23 protein-coding genes are annotated in these 21831 nt (G+C 67.1%); 10 read left to right on the top strand and 13 right to left on the bottom strand.

Annotation, left to right across the window (positions count from 1 at the left end; all coding sequences use genetic code 11):
* Nucleotide 1: 1 nt before the first annotated feature.
* The 6 genes from ABD655_RS08025 to ABD655_RS08000 all read right to left on the bottom strand — a co-directional run bounded on the left by ABD655_RS08025 (nucleotide 2) and on the right by ABD655_RS08000 (nucleotide 9204).
* Complete coding sequence (locus ABD655_RS08025) at nucleotides 2-3460, bottom strand: tubulin-like doman-containing protein (RefSeq protein ID WP_344713031.1); 3459 nt, start codon at nucleotides 3458-3460, stop codon at nucleotides 2-4.
* 47 nt (nucleotides 3461-3507) lie between these two features.
* Nucleotides 3508-5739, bottom strand: coding sequence for a vWA domain-containing protein (locus ABD655_RS08020; RefSeq protein ID WP_344713029.1), 2232 nt, complete (start codon nucleotides 5737-5739; stop codon nucleotides 3508-3510).
* 456 nt (nucleotides 5740-6195) lie between these two features.
* Nucleotides 6196-6804: a GyrI-like domain-containing protein gene (locus ABD655_RS08015; RefSeq protein ID WP_344713027.1), complete on the bottom strand. Its 609-nt coding sequence runs from the start codon at nucleotides 6802-6804 to the stop codon at nucleotides 6196-6198.
* Between the two features lie 20 nt (nucleotides 6805-6824).
* Nucleotides 6825-7256 (bottom strand): DUF3054 domain-containing protein, encoded by a 432-nt coding sequence (locus ABD655_RS08010; RefSeq protein WP_344713025.1) that lies wholly within the window; start codon nucleotides 7254-7256, stop codon nucleotides 6825-6827.
* Nucleotides 7253-7993: a sulfurtransferase gene (locus ABD655_RS08005; RefSeq protein ID WP_344713023.1), complete on the bottom strand. Its 741-nt coding sequence runs from the start codon at nucleotides 7991-7993 to the stop codon at nucleotides 7253-7255. The genes ABD655_RS08010 and ABD655_RS08005 overlap by 4 nt, the downstream gene beginning before the upstream one ends.
* 50 nt (nucleotides 7994-8043) lie before the next feature.
* The gene (locus ABD655_RS08000) at nucleotides 8044-9204 is read right to left on the bottom strand and encodes an acyl-CoA dehydrogenase family protein (protein ID WP_344713021.1); all 1161 of its coding nucleotides are present in this window, start codon (nucleotides 9202-9204) and stop codon (nucleotides 8044-8046) included.
* Between the two features lie 97 nt (nucleotides 9205-9301).
* Between ABD655_RS08000 and ABD655_RS07995 the strand changes: the two genes are divergently transcribed.
* From ABD655_RS07995 to ABD655_RS07985, 3 genes are all read left to right on the top strand, one after another.
* A complete protein-coding gene (locus tag ABD655_RS07995) occupies nucleotides 9302-9694 on the top strand; it encodes a hypothetical protein (RefSeq protein ID WP_344713019.1) in 393 nt (130 codons plus the stop codon).
* A complete protein-coding gene (locus tag ABD655_RS07990) occupies nucleotides 9691-9903 on the top strand; it encodes a DUF1653 domain-containing protein (RefSeq protein ID WP_344713017.1) in 213 nt (70 codons plus the stop codon). The genes ABD655_RS07995 and ABD655_RS07990 overlap by 4 nt, the downstream gene beginning before the upstream one ends.
* Nucleotides 9904-10000: 97 nt before the next feature.
* Nucleotides 10001-10963, top strand: coding sequence for an alpha/beta hydrolase (locus tag ABD655_RS07985; RefSeq protein ID WP_344713016.1), 963 nt, complete (start codon nucleotides 10001-10003; stop codon nucleotides 10961-10963).
* Between the two features lie 22 nt (nucleotides 10964-10985).
* On the opposite strand, the gene ABD655_RS07980 is transcribed toward ABD655_RS07985, so the two are convergent.
* Together ABD655_RS07980 and ABD655_RS07975 are read right to left on the bottom strand one after the other, a co-directional pair.
* On the bottom strand, nucleotides 10986-11330 hold the full coding sequence (locus tag ABD655_RS07980; protein ID WP_344713015.1) for a TraR/DksA family transcriptional regulator: 345 nt from the start codon (nucleotides 11328-11330) through the stop codon (nucleotides 10986-10988).
* Complete coding sequence (locus tag ABD655_RS07975; protein WP_344713013.1) at nucleotides 11327-11968, bottom strand: NAD(P)H-binding protein; 642 nt, start codon at nucleotides 11966-11968, stop codon at nucleotides 11327-11329. Before ABD655_RS07975 ends, ABD655_RS07980 begins: the two co-directional genes overlap by 4 nt.
* 176 nt (nucleotides 11969-12144) lie before the next feature.
* Here ABD655_RS07975 and ABD655_RS07970 point away from each other — a divergent pair, with 176 nt between their 5' ends.
* Nucleotides 12145-13296, top strand: coding sequence for a hypothetical protein (locus ABD655_RS07970; RefSeq protein ID WP_344713011.1), 1152 nt, complete (start codon nucleotides 12145-12147; stop codon nucleotides 13294-13296).
* Nucleotides 13297-13383: 87 nt separating this feature from the next.
* The gene (locus tag ABD655_RS07965; RefSeq protein WP_344713009.1) at nucleotides 13384-14139 is read left to right on the top strand and encodes an LON peptidase substrate-binding domain-containing protein; all 756 of its coding nucleotides are present in this window, start codon (nucleotides 13384-13386) and stop codon (nucleotides 14137-14139) included.
* 9 nt (nucleotides 14140-14148) lie between these two features.
* Here ABD655_RS07965 and ABD655_RS07960 read toward each other — a convergent pair whose 3' ends face one another.
* Together ABD655_RS07960 and ABD655_RS07955 are read right to left on the bottom strand one after the other, a co-directional pair.
* Nucleotides 14149-14646, bottom strand: a complete 498-nt coding sequence (locus ABD655_RS07960) for a DUF427 domain-containing protein (protein ID WP_344713007.1) — start codon at nucleotides 14644-14646, stop codon at nucleotides 14149-14151.
* A 37-nt stretch (nucleotides 14647-14683) separates the two neighbouring features.
* Complete coding sequence (locus ABD655_RS07955; protein WP_344713006.1) at nucleotides 14684-15106, bottom strand: YchJ family protein; 423 nt, start codon at nucleotides 15104-15106, stop codon at nucleotides 14684-14686.
* A gap of 116 nt (nucleotides 15107-15222) precedes the next feature.
* Here ABD655_RS07955 and ABD655_RS07950 point away from each other — a divergent pair, with 116 nt between their 5' ends.
* Nucleotides 15223-16830, top strand: a complete 1608-nt coding sequence (locus tag ABD655_RS07950; RefSeq protein WP_344713004.1) for a sodium-dependent transporter — start codon at nucleotides 15223-15225, stop codon at nucleotides 16828-16830.
* A complete protein-coding gene (locus tag ABD655_RS07945; protein WP_344713003.1) occupies nucleotides 16827-16994 on the top strand; it encodes a methionine/alanine import family NSS transporter small subunit in 168 nt (55 codons plus the stop codon). Before ABD655_RS07950 ends, ABD655_RS07945 begins: the two co-directional genes overlap by 4 nt.
* 28 nt (nucleotides 16995-17022) lie before the next feature.
* Here ABD655_RS07945 and ABD655_RS07940 read toward each other — a convergent pair whose 3' ends face one another.
* A complete protein-coding gene (locus ABD655_RS07940) occupies nucleotides 17023-18117 on the bottom strand; it encodes an NAD(P)-binding domain-containing protein (RefSeq protein WP_344713001.1) in 1095 nt (364 codons plus the stop codon).
* Nucleotides 18118-18181: 64 nt separating this feature from the next.
* Complete coding sequence (locus tag ABD655_RS07935; protein ID WP_344712999.1) at nucleotides 18182-18958, bottom strand: isocitrate lyase/PEP mutase family protein; 777 nt, start codon at nucleotides 18956-18958, stop codon at nucleotides 18182-18184.
* 75 nt (nucleotides 18959-19033) lie between these two features.
* On the opposite strand from ABD655_RS07935, the gene ABD655_RS07930 reads away from it, so the two are divergent.
* Complete coding sequence (locus tag ABD655_RS07930; protein ID WP_344712997.1) at nucleotides 19034-20071, top strand: FUSC family protein; 1038 nt, start codon at nucleotides 19034-19036, stop codon at nucleotides 20069-20071.
* A 9-nt stretch (nucleotides 20072-20080) separates the two neighbouring features.
* On the opposite strand, the gene ABD655_RS07925 is transcribed toward ABD655_RS07930, so the two are convergent.
* On the bottom strand, nucleotides 20081-20446 hold the full coding sequence (locus tag ABD655_RS07925) for a hypothetical protein (protein WP_344712996.1): 366 nt from the start codon (nucleotides 20444-20446) through the stop codon (nucleotides 20081-20083).
* Nucleotides 20447-20549: 103 nt separating this feature from the next.
* Here ABD655_RS07925 and ABD655_RS07920 point away from each other — a divergent pair, with 103 nt between their 5' ends.
* Both ABD655_RS07920 and ABD655_RS07915 read left to right on the top strand, forming a co-directional pair.
* The gene (locus tag ABD655_RS07920; protein ID WP_344712994.1) at nucleotides 20550-21068 is read left to right on the top strand and encodes a hypothetical protein; all 519 of its coding nucleotides are present in this window, start codon (nucleotides 20550-20552) and stop codon (nucleotides 21066-21068) included.
* Complete coding sequence (locus ABD655_RS07915) at nucleotides 21062-21829, top strand: hypothetical protein (protein ID WP_344712992.1); 768 nt, start codon at nucleotides 21062-21064, stop codon at nucleotides 21827-21829. Before ABD655_RS07920 ends, ABD655_RS07915 begins: the two co-directional genes overlap by 7 nt.
* Nucleotides 21830-21831: the final 2 nt, after the last annotated feature.

Raw genomic sequence — 21831 nt, 5'->3', positions numbered from 1 at the left:
CTCACCCGTTCGACAGTCTCTGTACGAGCTGTTCGACTCGTTCGACCGTCTCGCGCAGGTGCAGTTCGTCCAGCAGGTCCGACAGCGGCCGCAGGATGTGGCGCAGCTTGCGCGCGAACGGGAGGCCATCGCTGTCCAGGAGCGCAGGGATGTTCATCTCGAACGTCGTGAACTGGTCGAGCAGAAGAGCCTCGATGGCCGGGAGCGCATCGCCGTTGCTCTCGACGGCGTCGACCTCCTTGCGCACGTGCGCCAGGAAATCAGCCACCATGTCATGGAGCTGGATGTCGGAGTAGATGTCTTTCGGAACCGTCATCCCGTAGAACGCCGCCACGTCGAAGATTGTGAACCGAGCGCCTTTGAGCGCCGGCACGATGACTTCCAGCTCCGGCAGTGGGATCCCCTTCTGCAGCTCTCTGGCGAAGGGCGTCTGGGCGAACGATATCGTCCGCGCCTCCTCCATGAGGGTGCGCATGCGGCGCTCGATCGACTGCGTGATCTGCCGCACCGCCACGGGGTTGATCGTGAGCGCGTCGATCACCTCGTGGAAGTGATCGCACGGCGTGCCGTTGGAGACGATGAAGTCCTTGTCGATCGGGCTGTCCGAACGGTACTGATAGACACGGTGGTCGGTGTGCACCGTGGTCCACACGATCCGCTGATGGACCAGTCCCAGCAGCAGGGCATCGTGCACGACGCGCAGCTGGACGGCCTGGTTTCCTTCGTCCAGGTCGGGCAGCTGTGAGATCCAGTGCCAGCGGCGATCGATGTGCGGCGTGATCACCTTGGTCGCCTCGACGGACGGCTCGATCTCGGAGATGAGGTTGTAGTACGCGGAGAAGTACTGGCCGGCGGGTCGGTTCTGTGTCGCGTGGACACGGGCAGGTGAGTATTTGGACAGGTCTCGCGCGCGGATGCCGTAGATCGCGCTGTAGAACAGGATCTCCTGCGGACTGATCTCTTCGTCCTTCTCGCCGCCGTAGTCCCCCAGAAGTTCGGAGATCAGGCTTCTCCGCTTCGGATCGGAGTCACCCTCGAGCTTCGGGTTGTAGGCACACGCCTCGATCGGATGCCGCTCTTCACCCAGCGGCTGCTCGAGGAAGGGCGCGGCGAGCCGCTTCGCCTTGTCGATCTCTCCACGCAGATAGTGGGCGACGTTGTCGGCCTCGTAGTTCTTCGTCGTGATCCGGTATTCACGCTCGAGCGCTTCGATGACATCGATGCTGATCTGGCTCTCGTAGCGCTGCATGACCTGTTCGGAGAAGTAGCCGAGCATCGTGTCCTGGTAGAGGTCCTGGAAGAAGTTCCCGTCCTTGCCATCGGCGAGCATGTGGAAGTCGCGAACCTTGCTGTAGATGCTCTCGGACAGTTCCGAGTCCACGCTCATGACGCCGCCGGTGTACGGCATGGACTCGTAGACGCTGTCCAGGCATTCCGACGACGCCAGGACGTAACGCGTCGTCGAGCCCTTCAAGTCGTCGTACTTCGTCCGCTGCATGTCCACGGTCGTCTTGAGCCGCTTCAGGTTCCCCTTCAGCGCCTCGAAGAAGGTCTCGAAGGACGTGGACATCCCGGACGTGTAGGCGATCGCCTCCTCGAGGACCTTGGCGTATACCGTCTGGTCCCGGAGCTCACCCACCTTGCGGGTGTAGTTCTGGAATTGATCCGTGAGTTCTTGCAGCGCCGACCCGGGCTTGTTGCGCATCCGCTCCATCATCGAGCGCTTGCGGTTTGCCAGGTCCTCGACGGTCTCGACCTCTTCGGTGCCCTGATCGTCGAACGCGTTGCGCTCGAAGTTCGAGAAGAACTGCTGGGTGTTGGCCAACTGGGTCTCCACCTGCTGCTTCTGCGCCTGCAGCTCTTTGAGCGTCTTGTAGAGGAAATAGCGTGCAGAAACCGGGTGGACGAACTTGCCGGTGACCTTCTCGCGAAGGTAGGTCTCGAGCTGGTGCGAATCGCGCTGACGAGTGATGCCCGGTCGATCCGCCTGAAAGAGCGTGTAGCCGATGAGGCCCGCCTTTTCTTCGGTGTCCCGCTCGACGATGTCGTGGTACTTCTTCAGCTCGTAGTACGCGCTGACGTAGTCGTCGCCGTCGGCGCTGTCGGCCAGTGCGGACACGCGCGCGGTGGCGTTCCGCTTCAGCGCCTCTTGGCTGGCGACCACGGCGTTTGCCAGGACGTGGTGGCGCAGGGCGCTCAGGTATTCCTGCCACCGGTTGCCGACGACGGAGATCCCGTCCTCGTCGTAGGCGAGGCACTGGCTTTGAACAGCACGGGCGAATGGGGCCTTGTTCGCCGCGTTCTGGTCGATCGCGCCGATGAACTCGACCGCGATGTCCAGATCGTGGGCGGCATATCCCTGCTCGCGCTGCTTCGCCAGCGCATCCAGGCGATCCCGGTACTGATCGTCGAACTGCAGCCACTGCTCCGACAGTGCGAGATCGGCCCACCGAAGGCCCACGACGTCCCGTACGTGCGCCCACGGATAGACCAGTCGCGAGGCGCCGGCGCCCGCGTAGCGGTTCCGACCGTCGTTCTTGATGACCTCGCGCAGCACATTGTCCTCGCGCGAGTTCGATTTCTTCGACATGGGGCCGATGGACTGGGTGTAGATGCACGTCGCGGCGTGGTCCAGGTACGTCGCGAAAGAGTCGAGGCTGCCACCGGAGGAGTTCTTCGCGTCGAACAGGAAGCAGAAGTCGTAGGGCATCGCCGAGATGGCCTCCACGCCGTCTGCGCCGACTCGTGGGAACTCGAAGGCGAGGTCGCGGTACTGAGGGGGCAGCGTGTTGTCACCCTTCATCAGGAACGCATCCAGCTCACGCACGGTGGCGTAGGCGTTCACCTGCAGATTCTGCTGCTCCTCGGTGGCCTTGATGACGGAATAGAACACGTCGGGCTGCACGAAGAACCCGCGCGTGATCGCCTTGGCTTTCGGGTACTTCGTCCGAAGGTAGTTGGCGAGATACATCGCCACCGAGAGGATGAGCCCCGACCCGGTTCCTCCGGCCAGGGAGCTGGTGATGATCACTCGCAGCGCCTGCTCCTCCTGATCCTTGTCGATTCGGAAGAGCTGTTCGATGGCACGGTGGAGGCCGTCGAGGTTGCCGCCCTTCAGCGTGGTGTCGAACGCGAGCCGCGATATCGCGCGAACCTGGGCAGCCCCCTCGGTGAGGGTCTTGCGGTTGAGCATCTCGTTCACGGGGAACCAGTTGTCACGCGCGTTCGTGTTGATGGTGAGGTATTCGCCCACCGTGTTGCGCGTGGACGTCTGGACGGTGTGAATCCCGGGATTGGCATGTCTGATGCGTCCGAGATCGTTCACGTCGGTGTCGAAGACGACGAACGCGATGCGCTCTGACTGACTCGAACTGCTCTCACTCACCTTCTCGGCCACGTGCTGAACGATCTTGGATCCGGTGCCGCCGAGACCGAGGATGAGGGTGGGGGCAATAGGCATAGAAGGTTCCTCTCGTGCTGTTCGGGTAAGCAGTAGGCAGTGCGGCGTCAGTTGTTCAGGTAGAGCTCGTAGCGCATTTGATTCGGGATCGCCGCGGTGATGCTGGTGGAAGGGCTGAGGATCGGCGCGCGCTTGGTGTCCTCATTGAGATCGTTTCCGTTCAGCGCCACGTTCTTGCGTTCCGCGATCTGCTTCCAGTTCAGGAGCGTCATCTTTCCGCCGCGGCCCGCTTTCAGCCTCAGCGCGCGGAAGCCGGACACGCCCTGGGGCACATATGTCGCCGTCGCACGGTCGGCGACGAACGGGAGAAGCTTGCGGCCGGATTGCACGCGGAACTTGCCGTTGCCGTTCTCGGACTGCACGCCGACGGACATCGGCACCCCCGCCACGGTGGGGCTCCGCTTGATCTTCTTCGAGAAGCGCGGCTTCAGGACATAGCCGAGGATCAGCACCAGCAGCACCAGCGCCAGGAAGAACTTCCAGCCGACATCTGCGAACCAGTGCCCGAACCGGGCGAGCCATCCGATGTCGTCGACGACGATCACCGTCGTCGACGAGCTGGCTTCATAGAGCTGTTCGTCGAAGACGTGCGACGCTGTCAGGCTCAGCGGGATCTTGCCGGTATCGGCCGCGTAGACATCTCCGCCCGCGGCGTGCGGCACGACGAACAGCCGGCCCGGCTCCTCCCCCACGATGATCTCGAATTCGAGATTGGACGAGCTCGCCACGGTGAATGCATCAGGGTGGACCGATGCCCACTCCTCTGCGCTGAAAGGTGCGAGGTCCCCGGACGAACTCAGCCCATACGTGACCGCGATCGCCCCCTGCGGCGGTTCCTCGAGGTCGAGTTCACTGACGTTGTAGGTCGGCGCGTCGAAGTCGAAGCCCGTCGCCCGAGCCGGCTGGAGAACCGTCAGGTTGATCCTCGCGCGAGAGGTGTGGCCCGCCAGATAGCGCGCGGTGACATCGAGCTGCACCGTCCCGCGGTCGAAGCTGATCAGATCCCCGGGCTGAAAGGACTCCGCAATCACCTCGTCGCCGTTCACGGCACGGGCCGAGTATTCGACATCGCCGAGAAGTGACGACGTGATGAATGCGCATTCCGCATTCATGAATCCGTAATCCAGGGTGTATTCGCCGCCGACGATCTTGCCGGCGTCCACAACGGTATCGGTGCTGGTTTCGCGGAGTTCGATTCCGAACCGCACCTTCGGCTTGTAGAAGAACGAAACGGTTTCGGCTCCGGTGATGTCGAAAGCGATATCACCGCGAGGGACATCGGCGTATCTTGCGAGGACGCCACGAAGCGTCCGGTCGGGCACGGGGTCTGTCTCGAGCTCAGACGGGCGTACATTCTCCACCCAGGTCACCTCGACCGATGACTCCGGAGGCCCGGTCGTGCTCCCGCTGGCATCGCCGACGGCCACCTGCTGACCCTGTGCGAAGACCAGGACCTCGCTGAGGTCGATATCCGCCGAGAGGGAGTTCCCGGTCGTGCTGGCGATGACATCGCGCTCGAAGATGAGGTTCGAGAATTCCGTCATCTTGTCCAGGAGATCGGCCGAATTCGGGGCGAGCTCGAAATGAATGCCGCTCGCGGGCTCATTCGCGATCACGGGAGCCTGCTGTCCGATCGCGAGGAAGGCAACGCGCAGGCGATTCGTCTCGGTCGTGTTCTGCGCGACGAATGCGCGCACATCCTGCTGGACTTCACCGACGGGGCGGTCGTCGAACTCGCCATCGGTGAGGATGACCAGCCACTTGTTGTCGGATGCCGCGGCCACGAGGTCTCCGTATGCGCGCTGCACCGGGGCGTAGGGGGTGTCGCCACCCTGCATCTGCATCGCGTGGATCTTGGCGACCCGGGCGCTGGTCGGCTCCGTTCCGCTGAGCGACACGTTCGGCCCCGACTCGCGACCGTCTGCGAAGTCGCTCATCCGGTAGACGTTGAGGGTGTCCTCACCGCCGAGCATCGCAGCGAACACCTCGAGGGCATACTTCGCCTTCGACCATCGGTCGAGCAGTCCGTGGTTAACGTCCTCGAACATCGACCCGGAGTCGTCGATCACCAGGTTGATGTGGCGTGAATCGGCTGCCTCGGCGCTGACCCCGACACCGCAGGAGGCGTCTTCGGTGGCCGCGCGGAACTCGGCTCGCGCCGGCACCGCGGTCAGGAAGCCCAGCAGCAGAGTCGCGAGAACCGCACACCCGAATGCGCGGCGCGCCGAAGCGTACCGCGATGAATCATCGCTTTTCTGCCGCACTTCACTGTGCTCCACCGCGCGCTCCGATTCGAAAAGAGGCAGTCGCACGGTCCGGGCACCACGGTCGAATCGACCTCTGGCCGAGCCGTGACGTCATCCCCCAGATGTATTCGCCAACATAGGGCACGGTTCGGACAAGTAACAACTCCCCGCGAATTCGGGCCTTTTGCGTGACGATTGCGAGTCATTTTCGCGGCGCCGCGAAAGACCCGGAAATCGTTCTTGCTTTTCGCGCATTCTCACGATAGAAATGGCAGAAATAATCGCTCAGCGCCGCCCTTCAGTGACGGATCGTCGTTTCCGCGCCCTGCGCGCACACGGGTAATTGGCGCGGGGAATCGTATTGAAAACCACGACAATCCAAGACCAAATGCATCCGGCGGGCTCACAAGACTGGGCTGCTCCGCTGTCGCATTCTGTGGCCCGCGCGGGCGTGTTGTGACAGGCGACCGCGGGGGCACGCGCCCAGTGTCAGTCCGCGGCATCCTCCACGGGCTGGCGCAGAATCGTCCGGAGCTTCGCCGGGTCGGCTCGACGGATATCGCTGAGGTAGATCTCGTGATGCTTTCCGGTCATCCGCAGTCCGTGCTGCGGGATGAACTCGTCGTGCATCGCCGCCAGGACGGGCCCCTCATCGTCGAAGGGGCCGATGTGGAGCGTCTGGACGCACCGCCCCTCGGCGAACGGCTCGAGGCGCAGTCGGTCGATGGCGGGTGCGTCCGCCGCTGACGCGTGCGCGCTTTCGAACTGCTCTGCTGTGATCCAGTCCGGGGTGAGGATGAGCGCGGTCCAGTCCCAGCGGGACTTGTCGCGCGAAGTGGTGAAGTTCGCCATGTCATCGGACCACCACAGCGCCTCCAGTGGCATGACGACGTAGTCGCGATCGAGCTCGTTCTTGCTGAAGAACTTGAGCTTGTACGCGACCCGGTACAGGGTCGAGATCGCGTCCGCATACTGCTGCCCGTCAGGTGCGCCGTGGCCGTCGACCATGAGGTAGCGCAGCGGTGGTACGTCGACCATCTCGAAAGCACCCCGCCGCGCACTGTAGGCGGTGATCCCCTTCCTCAGATCGATCTTCATCGACGCACCTCCCTGGGGACTCAGACTCGGCGCCGACGTCGGCGCGCGACCACCAGGGCGAGCACGCGCCAGCCCACCAGCATCACAAGCAGAGTCAATGCCGCAACGACGATGAACGGCACGACCGTTCCCTGACCGGATGCCGCACGCAACAGCATCCCGCCGGCCACCGTGGCGGCCCAGACGCCGAGGCCGGTGCGCACGGGAGCCGTCGGCGCGCGCCACGCGAGCGTGACGAGCCAGCCCAGAGCGAGGCCGGCGAGGAACGGCCACGCGGTCTGCCACAGGCCGGCGAGCACGTTCGAATCGTGGCTGGCTCGGCCGAGCGCCGCAAAGGCGACGACGAGAAGAACGTCACAGACGAGGGAGAGGGCGACCGTGCGGGCGTGGCGTGATCCCGACGCGCGGCCCTGCTCCTCGCTGTTCGATCGCGGGCGTTCCTGCGAGCTCAACGGCTGACCGCCCGCGGCGCGAGGTCCGGACGGAGTGCCTCTCGCTCGTCGAAGACGAAGCAGTCCCCCGTCCAGTGGTCCGGACCGACGTGCTCCAGATAGCCGAGGATTCCCCCGTCGAGCTGGAAGGCGTCGATGCCCTCCTCGCGCAGGTACAGGGCGGCCTTCTCGCACCGGATGCCGCCGGTGCAGTAGCTCACCACCGTCTTGCCCCGCAGCTGCGCGCGGTGGGTGGCCGCGGCATCCGGGAACTGCGTGAACCGTTCGATCCGCCAATCCAGCGCGCCCCGGAACGAGCCATACTCGATTTCGAACGCGTTGCGAGTGTCCAGCAGGACGACCTCGCGGCCCTCGTCGTCGCTGCCGCGGTCGAGCCAGCGTCTCAGCGTCGCGGGTGTCACGGCGGGTGCCCGCCCGGCGTCGGGGCGGATGGTCGGATGGTCCATGCGGATGATCTCTCGCTTGACCTTCACGAGCATCTTGCCGAACGGCTGCGTGTCGGACCAGCTCTCTTTCGGCGTGAGATCCGCGAACCGCGTGTCGGCGCGCAACGCCGCCACGAACGCGCGCAGGGCATGCGCATCGCCGGCGAGGACCAGGTTGATGCCTTCCTCTGCCAAGAGGATCGTGCCTTTCAGCTCCGCGACGACCGCGCGCTCTCGCAGCACCGGGCGGAGCATCGCAGGGTCGTCGATCCGCATGAAGAGGTACGCCGAGACGTTGAGTATGGATGCCACCCACCCAGCCTACGGACCGATGCCGTCGGGTTCGCCGGAGTGGGTGCGGCCTAACGGAACGCGGAGATGCCGGTGATGTGCGCGCCGAGGACGAGGGTATGGATCTCGTCGGTGCCTTCGTAGGTGCGCACCGACTCCAGGTTTGCGGCGTGGCGCATCGGCGAGTACTCGGCGGAGATGCCGTTGCCCCCCAGGATCGTCCGGGCCTCGCGCGCGATCGCGATCGCGGCGCGCGTGTTCCCGAGTTTTGCGACGGAGATCTGATGCGGTTGCAGCCTGCCGGCATCCTTCAACCGGCCCAGCCGCAGGGCGACCAGCTGGGCCTTCTCGATCTCCAGGGCCATGTCGACGAGCTTCTGCTGCGTCAGCTGGAAGCCGGCGACCGGCCGGTCGAATTGCCTCCGCGTGAGCGAGTACTCCAGCGCGGTCGCGTAGCTGTCCCGCGCCGCCCCGATGACACCCCAGCCGATTCCGTAGCGTGCCTCGTTGAGACAGGAGAACGGGGCGCGCAGCCCGCGCGCCGTGGGCAGATGCGCATCCGCCGGCAGACGGACGTCGGTGAGCGCGATGTCGCACTGGATGGATGCGCGCATGGACATCTTCGGGCTGATCGGGGTGGCCGCGAACCCGGGCGTATCGGTCGGCACCAGGAATCCGCGGACGCCGCCGTCGGTCTGGGCCCAGATGACAGCGATCTGCGCGATCGACGCCAGCCCGATCCAGCGCTTCGCACCGTTCAGCACCCACGCCTCGCCCTCGCGCCGGGCGAAGGTGGTCATGCTCGCCGGGTCCGATCCGGAGTTCGGCTCGGTCAACCCGAAGCAGCCGATCACCGTGCCGCCGGCCATGCGCGGCAGCCACTCCTGCTTCTGCGCCTCGCTCCCGTACGTGTGGATCGCACTCATGGCGAGGGAGCCCTGCACCGAGACGAACGTGCGCAGGCCCGAGTCTCCGGCCTCCAGCTCCATCGCCGCCAGTCCGTACTCCACGGCGCTGCGACCGGGGCAGCCGTATCCGTTCAGCTGCATGCCGAGCACGCCGAGTTCGGCCAGCTCGGGAATCAGCTCGGTCGGAAAGATCGCGCGCTCGTACCATTCCGCGATCGAGGGGCGGACGCGCACATCGACGAACGCGCGCACCCGGTCGCGCACCGCCCGCTCGTCGTCGGTGAGGAGCTCGTCGAAGTCGAGCAGGTCCGGAACAGCGATCATCGGGGGGACCTCCTTGGTGCAGAGCGTGGAGTGGTGCCCGGCCACCGTAGCGCGGCGGGGCGGTCCCGTAGGCTCGGCGAAACCGAGGGGAGGCCGCATGAGCACGGATCACGTCGACGCCTATCTGGGCGGCGTGCCCGAACCGGCGCGCACCGCCCTGGCTGAGCTGTGCCGCATCATCCAGAGCTGCGACGATCGCATCCGAGGCGAGATCAAGTGGAACGCCCCGAGCTTCGCGATCGCAGACCACTTCGCCACGACCGGGATCACTCCGGGAGGCGGCATCCGACTCGTTCTGCACACAGGTGCCAGACGCAAAGGGGACCCTCAGCGTCTCGAGATCGACGACCCGGGAGATCTGCTCGACTGGCGTGGAGCCGATCGTGCGTTCGTCGTGTTCGACGGCGTGAGCGACGTGCAACAGCACGAGGCATCGCTGCGGACGATCGTCACGGAGTGGATCGATCAGACGCAGGGCAGTGCCCGGTGAGCGCGATCGAGCCGGGTGTGTACCGGCATTTCAAGGGCCAGGAATACGAAGTGATCGGCACCGCGCGACACAGCGAGACCGAAGAGCAGTACGTCCTCTTCCGGCCGTTGTACGGCGCGGGGGATCTCTGGATCCGCCCGATCGAGATGTGGGAGGAACGGGTCGAGCGGGAGGGGTACGACGGACCGCGGTTCATCCGGGTTCGATGATCGGGCGCGTGGTTCTGGCTGAGCCGCGATAGCCTGCGACGACGTTTCTCGCGCACCCGCCTCCCACGGCAGGGTGACCCGACCGATGGAGGTCCGCATGCTCGCCAACCCGGCGCCACCGTTCGATCCGGAGCTGGCGGCAGCGCTCGCCGTCGTGGCCGAGAGGATTCCGCCGACGCTCACCCCGGAGATGATCCCGCTCATGCGCCAGGCACCGCGGGATCCGGGGCTCGACGATGTCGTCGCGAGCGTCGGGGCGGTGCACGAAGAGCGGACGATCGCCGGCTACGACGGGGCGGAGATCGTCGTATCGATCTATCGCTCGGCCGGACACAGCCTCGCCGGCCCCGGGATCTACCACATCCACGGCGGCGGCATGGTGCTCGGCGACCGGTTCTCGGGGGTGCAGTCATTCCTCCCGTTCGTCGCGAGCCACGGCGCCGTGCTCGTCAGCGTCGAGTACCGGCTGGCTCCCGAGTTCCCCGATCCGGTGCCGGTCGAGGACTGTTACGCGGGCCTCGTCTGGACGGCCGCGAACGCCGCCGAACTCGGCATCGATCCTTCACGCATCATCGTCGGTGGCGCCAGCGCAGGCGGCGGACTCTCCGCCGGCGTCACCCTGCTTGCCCGCGACCGCCACGGCCCGGCGTTGAAGGCGTCGCTGCTGATCTATCCCATGCTCGACGATCGCAACGAGACGATCTCCTGCCATCAGATCCAGGGTGTTGGCGTGTGGGACCGGACCAGCAACTTCACGGGCTGGAACGCCCTGCTCGGGGACCGCCGCGGCACCGACGACGTGTCGATCTACGCCGCGCCCGCGCGCGCCGCAGACCTTTCCGGCCTGCCGCCGACGTTCATCGACGTCGGCAGCGCCGAGGTGTTCCGCGACGAGGACGTCGCCTACGCGTCACGCATCTGGGCGGCGGGCGGCGTCGCGGAACTGCACGTGTGGCCAGGCGGCTTTCATGGGTTCGACGGGTTCGTGCCGCAGGCGCAGGTGTCGCGGGCCATGGTCGAGACCCGCAACCGCTGGCTCAGCCGCATGCTCGAGACCTGAGACGCAAGCGGCGCTCAGGGCGTCAGGGCCGGGACGCGCAGGGCACGCACAGCCTGGCGGCGGGCAGCAGGCGCAGGCGTTCCACCGGGATCGGGTTGCCGCAGGCCGCGCACACGCCGTACGTCCCCGCGCCGACCCGCTCGGACGCCGCGTCCAGGTCGGCGAGCTCGCGGCCGACGTCCGTCCGCTGACCCTCGGCACGAGACCACTCGGTCGACAGCGTCGAACCCTCGGGATCATGCTCGTCGTCGTCCGTCGCACCGCTGCGGGCGAGCCGGATGGACGAAAGCCGTTCTTCCACCGCGGCCAGCCGCGTCTCCAGCTCCGCGCGTCGATCGGCGATCAGCTGCTCGAACTCGGCCCTCACCCGAGCGCCTCGCTGATCGGGGTCCGACCGTTGTTGAAGCGGATCGTCCGACCGATCGTCGCGTCCTGGGCGAGGCTCGCTGCGACGACGGCGGCGACATCCGCCCTGCTCACCGAGGTCGACTCCGCGGGGTCGACCTCGATCCGGCCCGTGGGTTCGTCGAGTGTCAGTGCGCTCGGGCCGAGCACCGTCCACGACAGGCTGCTGTTGCGAAGGTGTTCGTCTGCGGCGGCCTTCGCCTCGGCGTACGCGAAGAACGGGTTTTCGGCCGGGACTCCATGGTCGGTGCGTGCGCCGAAGTAGGACACCATGACGTAGCGATTCACGCCCGCGGATGCCGCGGCATCCATCGACCGGATGGCAGCGTCTCGATCGACGGCGTAGGTGCGCGCGGCGTTGCCGCCGCCGGCTCCGGCCGACCAGACGAGCGCATCCTGACCGGCGAACAGAGCCGCGAGTTCCGAAACGGACAGCGTCTCGGCATCGGCCACCAGCGGCGCAGCGCCCGTTGCTGAGACGTCCGCTGCGTGGTCGGGATTGCGGATGAGGCTCGTCACCTCATCGCCGCGGGCGACGAGCAACCGAGCGAGCAGCAGCGCGATCTTGCCGTGGCCGCCGATGATCAGGACGCGAGACATGAAGACCTCCAGGGTTCCGGCTCCACGCTACGCGTGCTCTCACGCGGGCGGGCGGTTCGCCGGCGCTGCGTCGTCGGGGCTGAGCTGCCTGTGGACCGCGTTCCCGTGCGCACAGTGCCGGCGGATACACTGCGAGACGTGAGGCGTGCGCGGTCGGTGCACCGAAAGGACGTGCCATGACAGAGGTCCCGACCGGCGACGCGAGCCGGAATCCCGCGCCACCCGCTTTCATTCAGCGCTATCCCGGGGCACCGCCCGAGCCCAATCCCGCGCTGCAGACACCACCCGGTGCGCCGTACCCGGCTGCGCCGGCCGGCTACCCCGCACCGCCGTATTCGGCCGCAGCAGGGCCATACCCGGCACCGCCGTACCCGACTGCGCCAGCCCCGTACCCCGCACCGCCGTACGCCGCTGCGCCAGCCCCGTACCCCGCACCGCCGTACGCGGCCGCGCCAGGGCCCTATCCGGCGGGGACAGCGCCGTATCCCTACCCGCCCGCGTACGGCGCGACGCCCGATCCCCGCCCGAAGTCGCTTGCAACCCTTGCTCTGGCAGCCGCGGTCGTCGGCGTGGTGGCCGTGCTGATCCCGGTCATCAACGCCGTGGCCGGTCTGATCCTGCTCGCGGCGGTCGTGCTCGGAATCGTCGCGCTCGCGAGCCGCCGACAGGGCGGCAAGGGCCTCGGCGTTGCCGCGATCCTCGTCGCGGTCGTCGGCGGGATGATGGCCTGGATTCTGTCGACGATCGTCTTCGGCCTGTTCGGCTTCGCCGATGCCTGGCGCGACGACGAGGGCTTCGATCCGCAGCCTCTCCCCTCGTCCGAGACCTATGCCCCGCCCGAGACCGCCGAACCGACGGATGGCAGCAACGGCACCCGAGGGACGATCGCCAGCCCGTACCGCTACGGCGACATCGTCACGATCTCGGATGCCGCGACCGGGGGTCCGGTCTGGGAGATCTCGGTCGGGACGCCGGTCGACCTGACCGGTGAGCTCGCTGCGGAGGACCTGTTCAACCCGACTCCCGACAGCGGCGCCTACAGCGCCGCGCCCGTGACGCTGACCTATGTCGGCGACGAGACGATCGAGCCCTGGCTGGACTACGACTGGGGCATCGAGACCACCTGGGTCACGCCCGGCGGTGCACCGTTGGATGCCGAGTACCTGTTGCTTCCGGACGGGTATGTCAGCGCGTTCGACCTGGAGGCGATGGAGCCGGGCGACTCGGTGACATTCCACTCGATCGTCGATGCGCCGCTCGATGCGGCCGGTGGCGTGCGGACCGCCGTCGGCTACAACTACGACCTGTACTGGATGGCGCGGCAGTAGGTCCCACCCGACGACGCCGTGCACATGATCGGTGGGCGACGTGCGCTTTCCGGCCCCGATTTCCCGGAACGCTGATTGACTGGACGCATGGCGAACGTCCCGATGTTCCCACTAGGAGCGGTGCTCTTTCCGCACACGCCGCTGGCGCTGCGGATCTTCGAAGAGCGCTATCTCATGATGCTCGGCCGGCTGCTCGACGATGACGACCCGCAGTTCGGCGTGGTGCTCATCGAGCGGGGCAGCGAGGTCGGCGGCGGCGAGCAACGCGTTCGGGTGGGCACGATGGCGCGCATCACCAACGTGATGGCGGGTGAGAGCGACATCCACCTCATCGCCGTCGGCGGTTCACGCGTCGAGGTGGATGAGTGGCGCGATGACGAGCCCTATCCGACGGCATCCGTGCGAGAGCTGCCACCGCTGGTCTGGGATGACGCCCTCACCCCGCTCCATACGGAGGCGGAGCGCATCGTCCGGCGGGTGCTCTCGCGCGCGGCGGAATTCGCCGAGGTGCAGTGGGACCCGAGTATCGAACTGTCCGAGGACCCGCTCGAGTCGAGCTGGCAGCTCGCCGCGATCGCTCCCCTCGGACAGCTGGATCAGTTCCGACTGCTCCGCTCCACCACCGTCGGCGGACTGCTGCGGGAGCTCATCGATCTGACGCTGGCCGCCGAGCCGCTTCTGACGACACCGCCGCGCGGGGACGACTTCGACGCGGCACTCGTGGATCTGCTCGAGGAGGCGCGTGCCGAGGACGATGCTTCCGAGGACGGCTCGACGGAGATCACCCAGGACGACGACGACCCGGATGCCGCGTCCGACGACGAGCCACCGCCGCGAGCCTGAGAGCCCCGGTTACCAGCCGAGCGTCGCGGGGTCGCCCTTGAAGGGACCGACGATGTCGGCCGTGACCCAGCCGCCGTAGAAGCCACCGGGCTGCGGTACGACGACCTCGCCGTCGACGGTGCAGACGTCCATCTTTCCCGCGTAGACCGCGACGCGGTCCGCGAGGAGTTCGTATCCGTGGGCCGGGGTCGGATAGTTCCATCCCGCACCTTGAGCCGTCCGGTCGCCGCCTCGCACGTCGAAGTAGCGTGCGTAGCCTTTGAACTCGCAGAACGACGAACCGCGCGCAGGTATGAGTGCCCCGGGGGCGAACGCCGTCATCGGCAGGTAGTAGACCGGGGGATGGCTGGTCTCGAGCACACGCACGACGTCGGTCGTGTCGACGATCTGCTGACCGCCGAGCGTGATCGTGACGCGCCGATCGACGGCCTCGATGCGCGGCGGCCGGGGATAGTCCCAGACGGACTCCTGGCCGGCCAGGACGGGATCGGGGGTGGGGTGTGGCATGCCTCAACGGTACGCACGATTTGCGTGGTGCGGGTCGTCAGCCGATGTCTCCGGCGACATACCACCAGCGCCCCGCTTGCCGGACGAAGCGGCTGCGCTCGTGCAGCACCCCGCGCGCGCCCGCATCCGTGTACGTCGCGCGGAACTCCACGACACCGCTCGTATCGGCCGGCCCACCGGCTTCGATGTCCACGATTTCCAGGCCGGTCCAGCGCGGCCCGTCCAGCGAGTCGACAGCTTCCGGTCGTGTGCGCGGATGCCAGGATGCCGCCACGTAGTCGTCGTCGCCGAGGGCGAACGCCGTGTACCGCGAGCGCATCAGGCGTTCAGCCGTCGGCGCAGGCGCTCCACGCAGCAGCGGGCCACAGCATCCGCCGAACGCGTCTCCGCTTCCGCAGGGGCAGGGTGCCGCCCCTGCGATGTCGCGTGTGCGACGCGAGGCGGCCTGACCGAATGACATGACTGTTTCCTTCCGCGTATCGCCCGCCAGCCTAGGCGGGCGGAACGTGACGGGGCTGGTAACGTGCCGCGTACCGACGAGCATCGCAGCGTAGCGACGGCATACGAGGAGCCCCGATGACCGATGTGCAGAACGGAAAGTCAGCAACCCCGGACAAGCCGCGGGAGCTATGGACCGGTCAGGTGGGCTTCATCCTCGCCGCGATCGGATCCGCAGTTGGACTGGGCAATATCTGGCGCTTTCCGGGCGTCGCATACGAGAACGGCGGCGGCGCGTTCCTGATCCCCTACCTGGTGGCGCTCATCACCGCCGGCATCCCCATCCTCTTCCTCGACTACGCCGTCGGTCATCGCTTCCGTGGCTCAGCGCCGACGGCGTTCCGACGTATCGGCGGAGGCAAGCGCTGGATGGAGTCGCTCGGCTGGTTCCAAGTGATGATCGCTTTCGTGATCGGGCTGTATTACACGGCTGTGATCGCCTGGGCCCTCAGCTATTTCGTCTTCTCTTTCGATCTGAGGTGGGGCGACGACCCGGCCGGTTTCCTGACCGGCGAATATCTGCAGGTGGGCGACCCCGGCTTCAGTCTGCAGTTCGTCCCGGGCGTGCTCATCCCGCTGGTCATCGTGTGGCTCGCGGTCATCGTCGTGCTCGCCTTGGGCGTGGCCAAGGGGCTGCAGCGGGTCAACGTCGTCTTCCTGCCGCTGCTGGTCGTCGCTTTCACGATCCTCGTCATCCGAGCGCTTTTCCTGGACGGTGCCGCAGAAGGTCTCAACGCGCTGTTCACTCCGGACTGGGCGGCGCTGGGCAACCCGAGCGTCTGGATCGCCGCGTACAGCCAGATCTTCTTCTCGCTCTCGATCGCGTTCGGGATCATGGTCACGTACGCCTCGTACCGGCGCCGCCGCTCCAACCTCACCGCGCCGGGCCTCGTTGTCGCCTTCGCGAACTCATCGTTCGAGATCCTCGCCGGCATCGGGGTGTTCGCCACTCTGGGGTTCCTAGCGTTCCAGCAGGGCATCGAGGTCGGTGAGCTGGATGGTCTCACCGGCGTGGGTCTGTCCTTCATCACTTTCCCGGCGATCGTGTCACAGATGCCCGGCGGCCCGATCTTCGGCGTGCTGTTCTTCGGGTCGCTGGTGATGGCCGGTTTCACCTCGCTCATCTCCGTGCTGCAGGTCGTGTCGGCGGCGGTGCAGGAGAAGTTCGGGATGTCACGGCGCAGCGCCGCGGTCGGCGTCGGCGTCGTTTCCGCCATCCTGTCCGTGCTCCTGTTCGCCACCACGACGGGTCTTCTCGCTCTGGATGTGGCCGACCAATGGGCCAACAACATCGGAATCGTCGCATCCGCCGTCCTGTCGACCGTCCTCGTGATCTGGGTGCTGCGGAAGGGCCCCGAACTCCGTTACCACCTGAACGCGGTGTCGACCTTCCGGGTCGGTCGCATCTGGGTTCTGCTGGTCGGCGTCCTTGCCCCCGTCGTGCTCGGCTACATGCTCATCCAGCGGATCATCACGTTGATCGTCGAGGGCTATGAAGGGCTCCCGCCTTGGTACCTGGGCGTCGTCGGCTGGGGCACCATCGCGTTCATCGTCGTCGCGGCCATCGTGCTGCCCTTGTTCCGCTGGCGGCCGTCGCCGGATGACTTCACGGCTTGGCCGCCGTACCCGCCGGCCGGCTCGACCGCCGCTTCGAGTTCGTCGACCAGGGAAGGAGCATCGTCATGACCCCGATCGCCATCACCTTCCTCGTCCTCGCGATCGTCATCGTGTGGGGTGGGCTCGTCGCAAGCACGCTCTACCTGCGATCCCGGCCCGAGTTGACCGAGTATCCGCCCGGCGGCGTGGACGATCATCGCGAAGACGACGCGCCCATCATCCGCGACACGTGAGCATCCGGGTGTCAGAGACTGACTGCCGTCAGGCCGGAACGGGGGCCTCGTCTGCAACGATCATGCGCACCGCGGCGCTCCCAGCGCGATTCGCGCCGATGGTCGACTGCGAGGGTCCGTATCCGATGAGGAACAGCCGCGGCTCGTCCAGCGCGCGCGTGTCGGCCACGCGGATGCCGCCCTCCGGCGTGCGCAGCCGCAACGGCGCCAGGTGATCCAGCGCGGGCCGGAAACCGGTCGCCCACAGGATCACGTCGGCGGGCTCGAAAGAGCCGTCGGGCATGCGGACGCCGTTCTCCTCGATCGCTGCGAACATCGGATGCCGCTCGAGCACTCCGCGCGACTGGGCGGCCCGAGCCCACGGTGTCCAGTGCATGCCGGTCACCGAGATGACGCTTCCCGGCGGCAATCCTCGCCGCACCCGGTCTTCGACGCCCGCGATGGCGGCCACCCGCGCCGGGATGTCGAACGCCTCCTCGGACCATTCCGGTTCACGGCGTGTGACCCAGAAGGTGTCGGCGACCTGCGAGATCTCATCGAGCAGCTGCACCGCTGAGATCCCCGCGCCGACGATCACGACGCGCTGACCGGCGAACTCGTCGGCAGACTCGTAGTCGGCGACGTGCAGCTGTCGTCCGCGGAAGCGATCCTGGCCCGGATAGTGCGGCCAGAAGGGACGGGTCCACGTGCCGGTCGCGTTGATGACAAAACGCGACGCCCATGCGCCGTGGTCGGTGTCGACCAGGAGGCGGCCTCTCGCATCCTCGTCGGCACGCCGCACCGCGCGCACGCGCACCGGCCGACGCACATCGAGCGCGTACTTCGACTCGTACTCCGTGAAGTAGGGCGGCAGCACATCGCGGCTGGCGGCGTGGGCGTCGGCCGTGGGCACCGGGTGACCCGGCAGCTCGTGGATGCCGTTGACCGTCGCCATTTTCAGTGATGCCCACCGGTGCTGCCAGGCTCCCCCGGGCTTGTCATTGGCGTCCAGGACGACGAAGGTCCGCTCGTCGGCGGACGCGCGACCGACGGGCACGAATCCGCGGCGCTGGAGGTGGTATCCCGCGGACAGTCCCGCCTGTCCCGCGCCGATCACGACGACGTCGACCGGAGTGGGATCCATGCTCACCTCAACACGGAGGAAGGAACCCCGATTCCCATGGCGTCGGGGAATCGGGGCGCCGTCGTCAGTTCAGATCGCGGGTGGTGGTCGGGATGACGCCGTCGGCGTAGAGGTCGGCGGCGACATCCTGCAGCGCTGTCAGAGCGACCCGCTGGGTCAGCGGACCATAGGAGATGCGGGCAACGCCGAGTGCTTCGTACTGCGCTGCCGACAGCGCGCCGGGAACGCCGATGACGCTGATCTTGCGTTCGCCGATCCCTTCGACCAGCTGGCGTGTGACGTCGGCATCGAGCTTGCCGGGCACGAACACCAGGTCGGCTCCCGCCGCGAGGTACGCGCGAGCGCGGGTGATCGCATCGGCGATCGACTCGGCAAGCGGGCGGTCGCCGGCGCGCACGAATGCGTCGGTGCGGGCGTTGAGGACGAAGGGCACGCCCTCGGCCTGCCCTGCGGCGATGATGGCCTCGACGGCGGCGACGGATTCCGCGAGGGGTTGCAGGCGGTCCTCGACGTTGGCGCCCACCACGCCGACGCCGATCGCGCGGCGGGTGGTCTCCCCCGCGTTGCCGTACCCGGCATCGAGGTCGGACGAGACGGGCAGGTCGGTCGCCGCTGCGATCCGGCCGATCATGTCGAGCATCACGTCCAGGGGGATCTTCTCGCCGTCGGGGTACCCGAACGTCGCCGCGATGGAGTGGCCCGCGGTCGCGAGCGCCTTCGTCTGCGGCAGCGCGGCGATGGCCTTGGCCGACACGACGTCCCAGACGTTCACGACGCGCAAGATCTCGGGCGCCGCGTGAAGCTGGGCGAGGGTCTGTGCTTTTGCTTGCTGAGTGCTCATCCGTCCACGCTAGCCGGGTCTTCGCAGACGGCCGCCCCGCCGCACCCGGCACCGGGCCAGGCATACCCTCGGAGGATGCGAGTCACCGCCGGCATCCGAGCCACCCACCGCAGCCCGATCCTGCAGGTCGTCAAGTCGGCGATCGCGATCGCGGCTTCGTGGCTCATCGCCGGAGCCCTCATCCCCGGTCAGCCGCCCGTCTTCGCCGCGATCGCGGCGCTGCTGGTGGTGGCGCCCAGCCTGAACCAGTCGCTCACAAAGGCTGTCGAGCGCAGCATCGGTGTCTTCACCGGCGTCGTGATCGCTTCTGTCCTCGGCATCCTGCTGGGTGGCAGCACGTGGGTCATCCTGCTGGCGACGGTGGCCGGATTGCTGATCGCCTGGGCGCTGCGGCTCACCCCCGGCTCCACGAACCAGGTGGCGATCAGCGCGCTGCTGGTGCTCGCGCTGGGCACCGCGACACCTGCCTACGCTGTCAACCGGGTGCTGGAGACGCTCATCGGCGCGGTGATCGGCATCCTGGTGAATCTCGCCGTCGTCCCACCCGTCGCCGTCGCACCCGCGCGCAATGCGGTCATGGCGCTGGGTAACGAGCTCGCCAATTCGCTCGAACGACTCGCTCGTGCGCTGGAGTCGCCGCAGTCCGCCGGTCAGCTGCACGGGCTCCTCGTGGAGGCACGCCTGATGAGACCGATGAAGGATGCCGCGGACAACGCCATCGAGGTCGGCACCGAGTCGCTCTCGCTCAACCCGCGCGGGCGCAAGCACCGCGAGGACCTCGCGGCCGTGCAGGCGCTGCTGGACCGGCTGGGGCCCATCGTCACCCAGACGGTCGGAATGACTCGCGCGTTCGCCGATCACTACGACGCGAGCATCGCCGACGAACCCGCCGTCCAGGCGATCGCCGAGCAGCTGCGCCGCGCCGCCCACGACGTGCGCCTCGAGGTGCGACGGACGGATGCCGCGCCCTTGATCGCAGAGCATCGGGACGAACCCGCCGCCCTGACCGCGCCCCTCCGGGTGCACACGCCATCGCGTGATCACTGGGTACTGATCGGCTCGCTGCTGGAGGACCTGCGCCGCATTCACGAGGCGCTCGAGCCGGCCTCGTGAGCAGAACTGCTACTTGCCGACGTCGACCGTGAACGTGAGGTTCTGGATGCCGCCGTTCGCGTTGGACAGGACCACCTTCGTGGAGCCTTCAGCCAGAGCCTTCACCCCGGGGTTGAAGGTTGCACCGCCGTCCTCGCGACCGGCGACGAACTCGGCGACGCTGGTGTCCGCTACCTCGCCGCTGTAGCTGTCGACGGCGAGATCACCCGTGTTGATGTTCAGGACCTGACCCACCACGAGGTCGACCGTCGCCCCCTGGAGGTCGTTGGCGTCCATGGTCACGGGTGCGATCACCGGCGTGGGCGCCGCGCAGGCACTCAGGCCCGCGGCGAGCGCGACGACAGCGATGACGGCGTACAGCTTCGAGATCTTCACGCGGTCAGTATGTCAGCGCGCCTGTGCGCCGTACCGCGCCACGCGGAGGCCGGGGTGTGGATAAGTCAGGGAGCAGGATCGGGATCGCCGTTACCGTGGTCGGGTGATCCCTCGCGTCGCCTCTGTGACCCTCGCGCTGGCGGTGGTCCTCGGGATGGCGACCGGGTGTCAGCCCGAGCCCGCACCGTCGCCGACAGCCCCCGTCTTCGCCAGCGAGGACGAGGCATTCGCCGCGGCAGAGGAGACGTATCGCGCCTATGTGGATGCGCTGAACCAGCGACGTGGGAATGCCGCTTCATCGCGAGACCCACAAACGTTTCTCACCGGTCAGGCACTTGAGATAGATATCCAGACCCAGCAGCAACTCGACCAAGCAGGGCTTAGCCTCGTCGGTCCCAGCGTCGTTGCATCAGTGGACCCGATTGCCGCGGAGCTAGTAAACGGGTCCGTGCGCCTCGAGGTGTGCTTGGACTCCAGCGCAACGCAGGTCGTGGACGCGAGAGGGACAGACGTCACGCCTGCGGATCGAGAACTCGTATCGCTCTTAACGGTCGACTTCATATCCACGTCGCCGGGGTTGCTGATCGAATCGAGCATCGCGAAAGCAGAGGCCGGATGCTAATCGCGAGCCTGGCCATATCGATCCTCAGCGTGGGTGCGTGGCTGGGAATGACCGCCGACCAAGCACCCTGCAGCCCCGACCTCGCAGCCGTCGGAGCATGCACCACAATCTCCAACTCCGGCTCGCAAGTCGACGTCGGCGCGAATATCAACAACCCCGCGCCGCCCGTCCGTGACTCCAACGGTTCGGTCGACCCCGTCCCGAGCGAACCCGTGCCCCCGGTTCCGCGCTGCCCGACGCAGCCCGATCGCTGCGGCTTCATCGTGGTGACCCCGCCCGATGTCACGGCCGCCGACCTCGCGTCCTTCCGCCCGGCGCAGCCGTCGCTGACGGGCGAACCGACGGGATTCGGCATCGTGGGGGCTCCGACCAACGTGGTGGCCGCGGCATCCGAGCAGGTTCTGACCGGCACGCTGCTGGGCTGGGACGTGACGGTGCGGTTCGTTCCCGCCGGGTTCGTGTTCGATTACGGCGATGGGTCGACGGCGCGATCGACCACGGGCGGTGCGAGTTGGGACAGCCTGGGGCAGGCGCAGTTCACGCCGACCGGGACGAGCCACGTCTACCGCGAGCGCGGCACCTATCCGGTGAGCGTCACCGTCCAGTACGCGGCATCCGTCGATTTCGGCTCTGGGACGTGGCGGCCCGTGACGGGCTATGTCACCGCGGCCAGCGGTGGGTACGACATCCGTGTCGTCGAAGCGCGCACCGCACTCGTGGATCGCACCTGCCTCGAGTATCCCGGCGGCGCCGGCTGCTGAGC

Source organism: Microbacterium terregens (genome assembly GCF_039534975.1).
In the GTDB taxonomy this organism is placed as follows: domain Bacteria; phylum Actinomycetota; class Actinomycetes; order Actinomycetales; family Microbacteriaceae; genus Microbacterium; species Microbacterium terregens.
The sequence above is the reverse complement of the archived record's forward strand: the minus strand, read 5'-3'. Positions and strand labels throughout refer to the sequence as shown.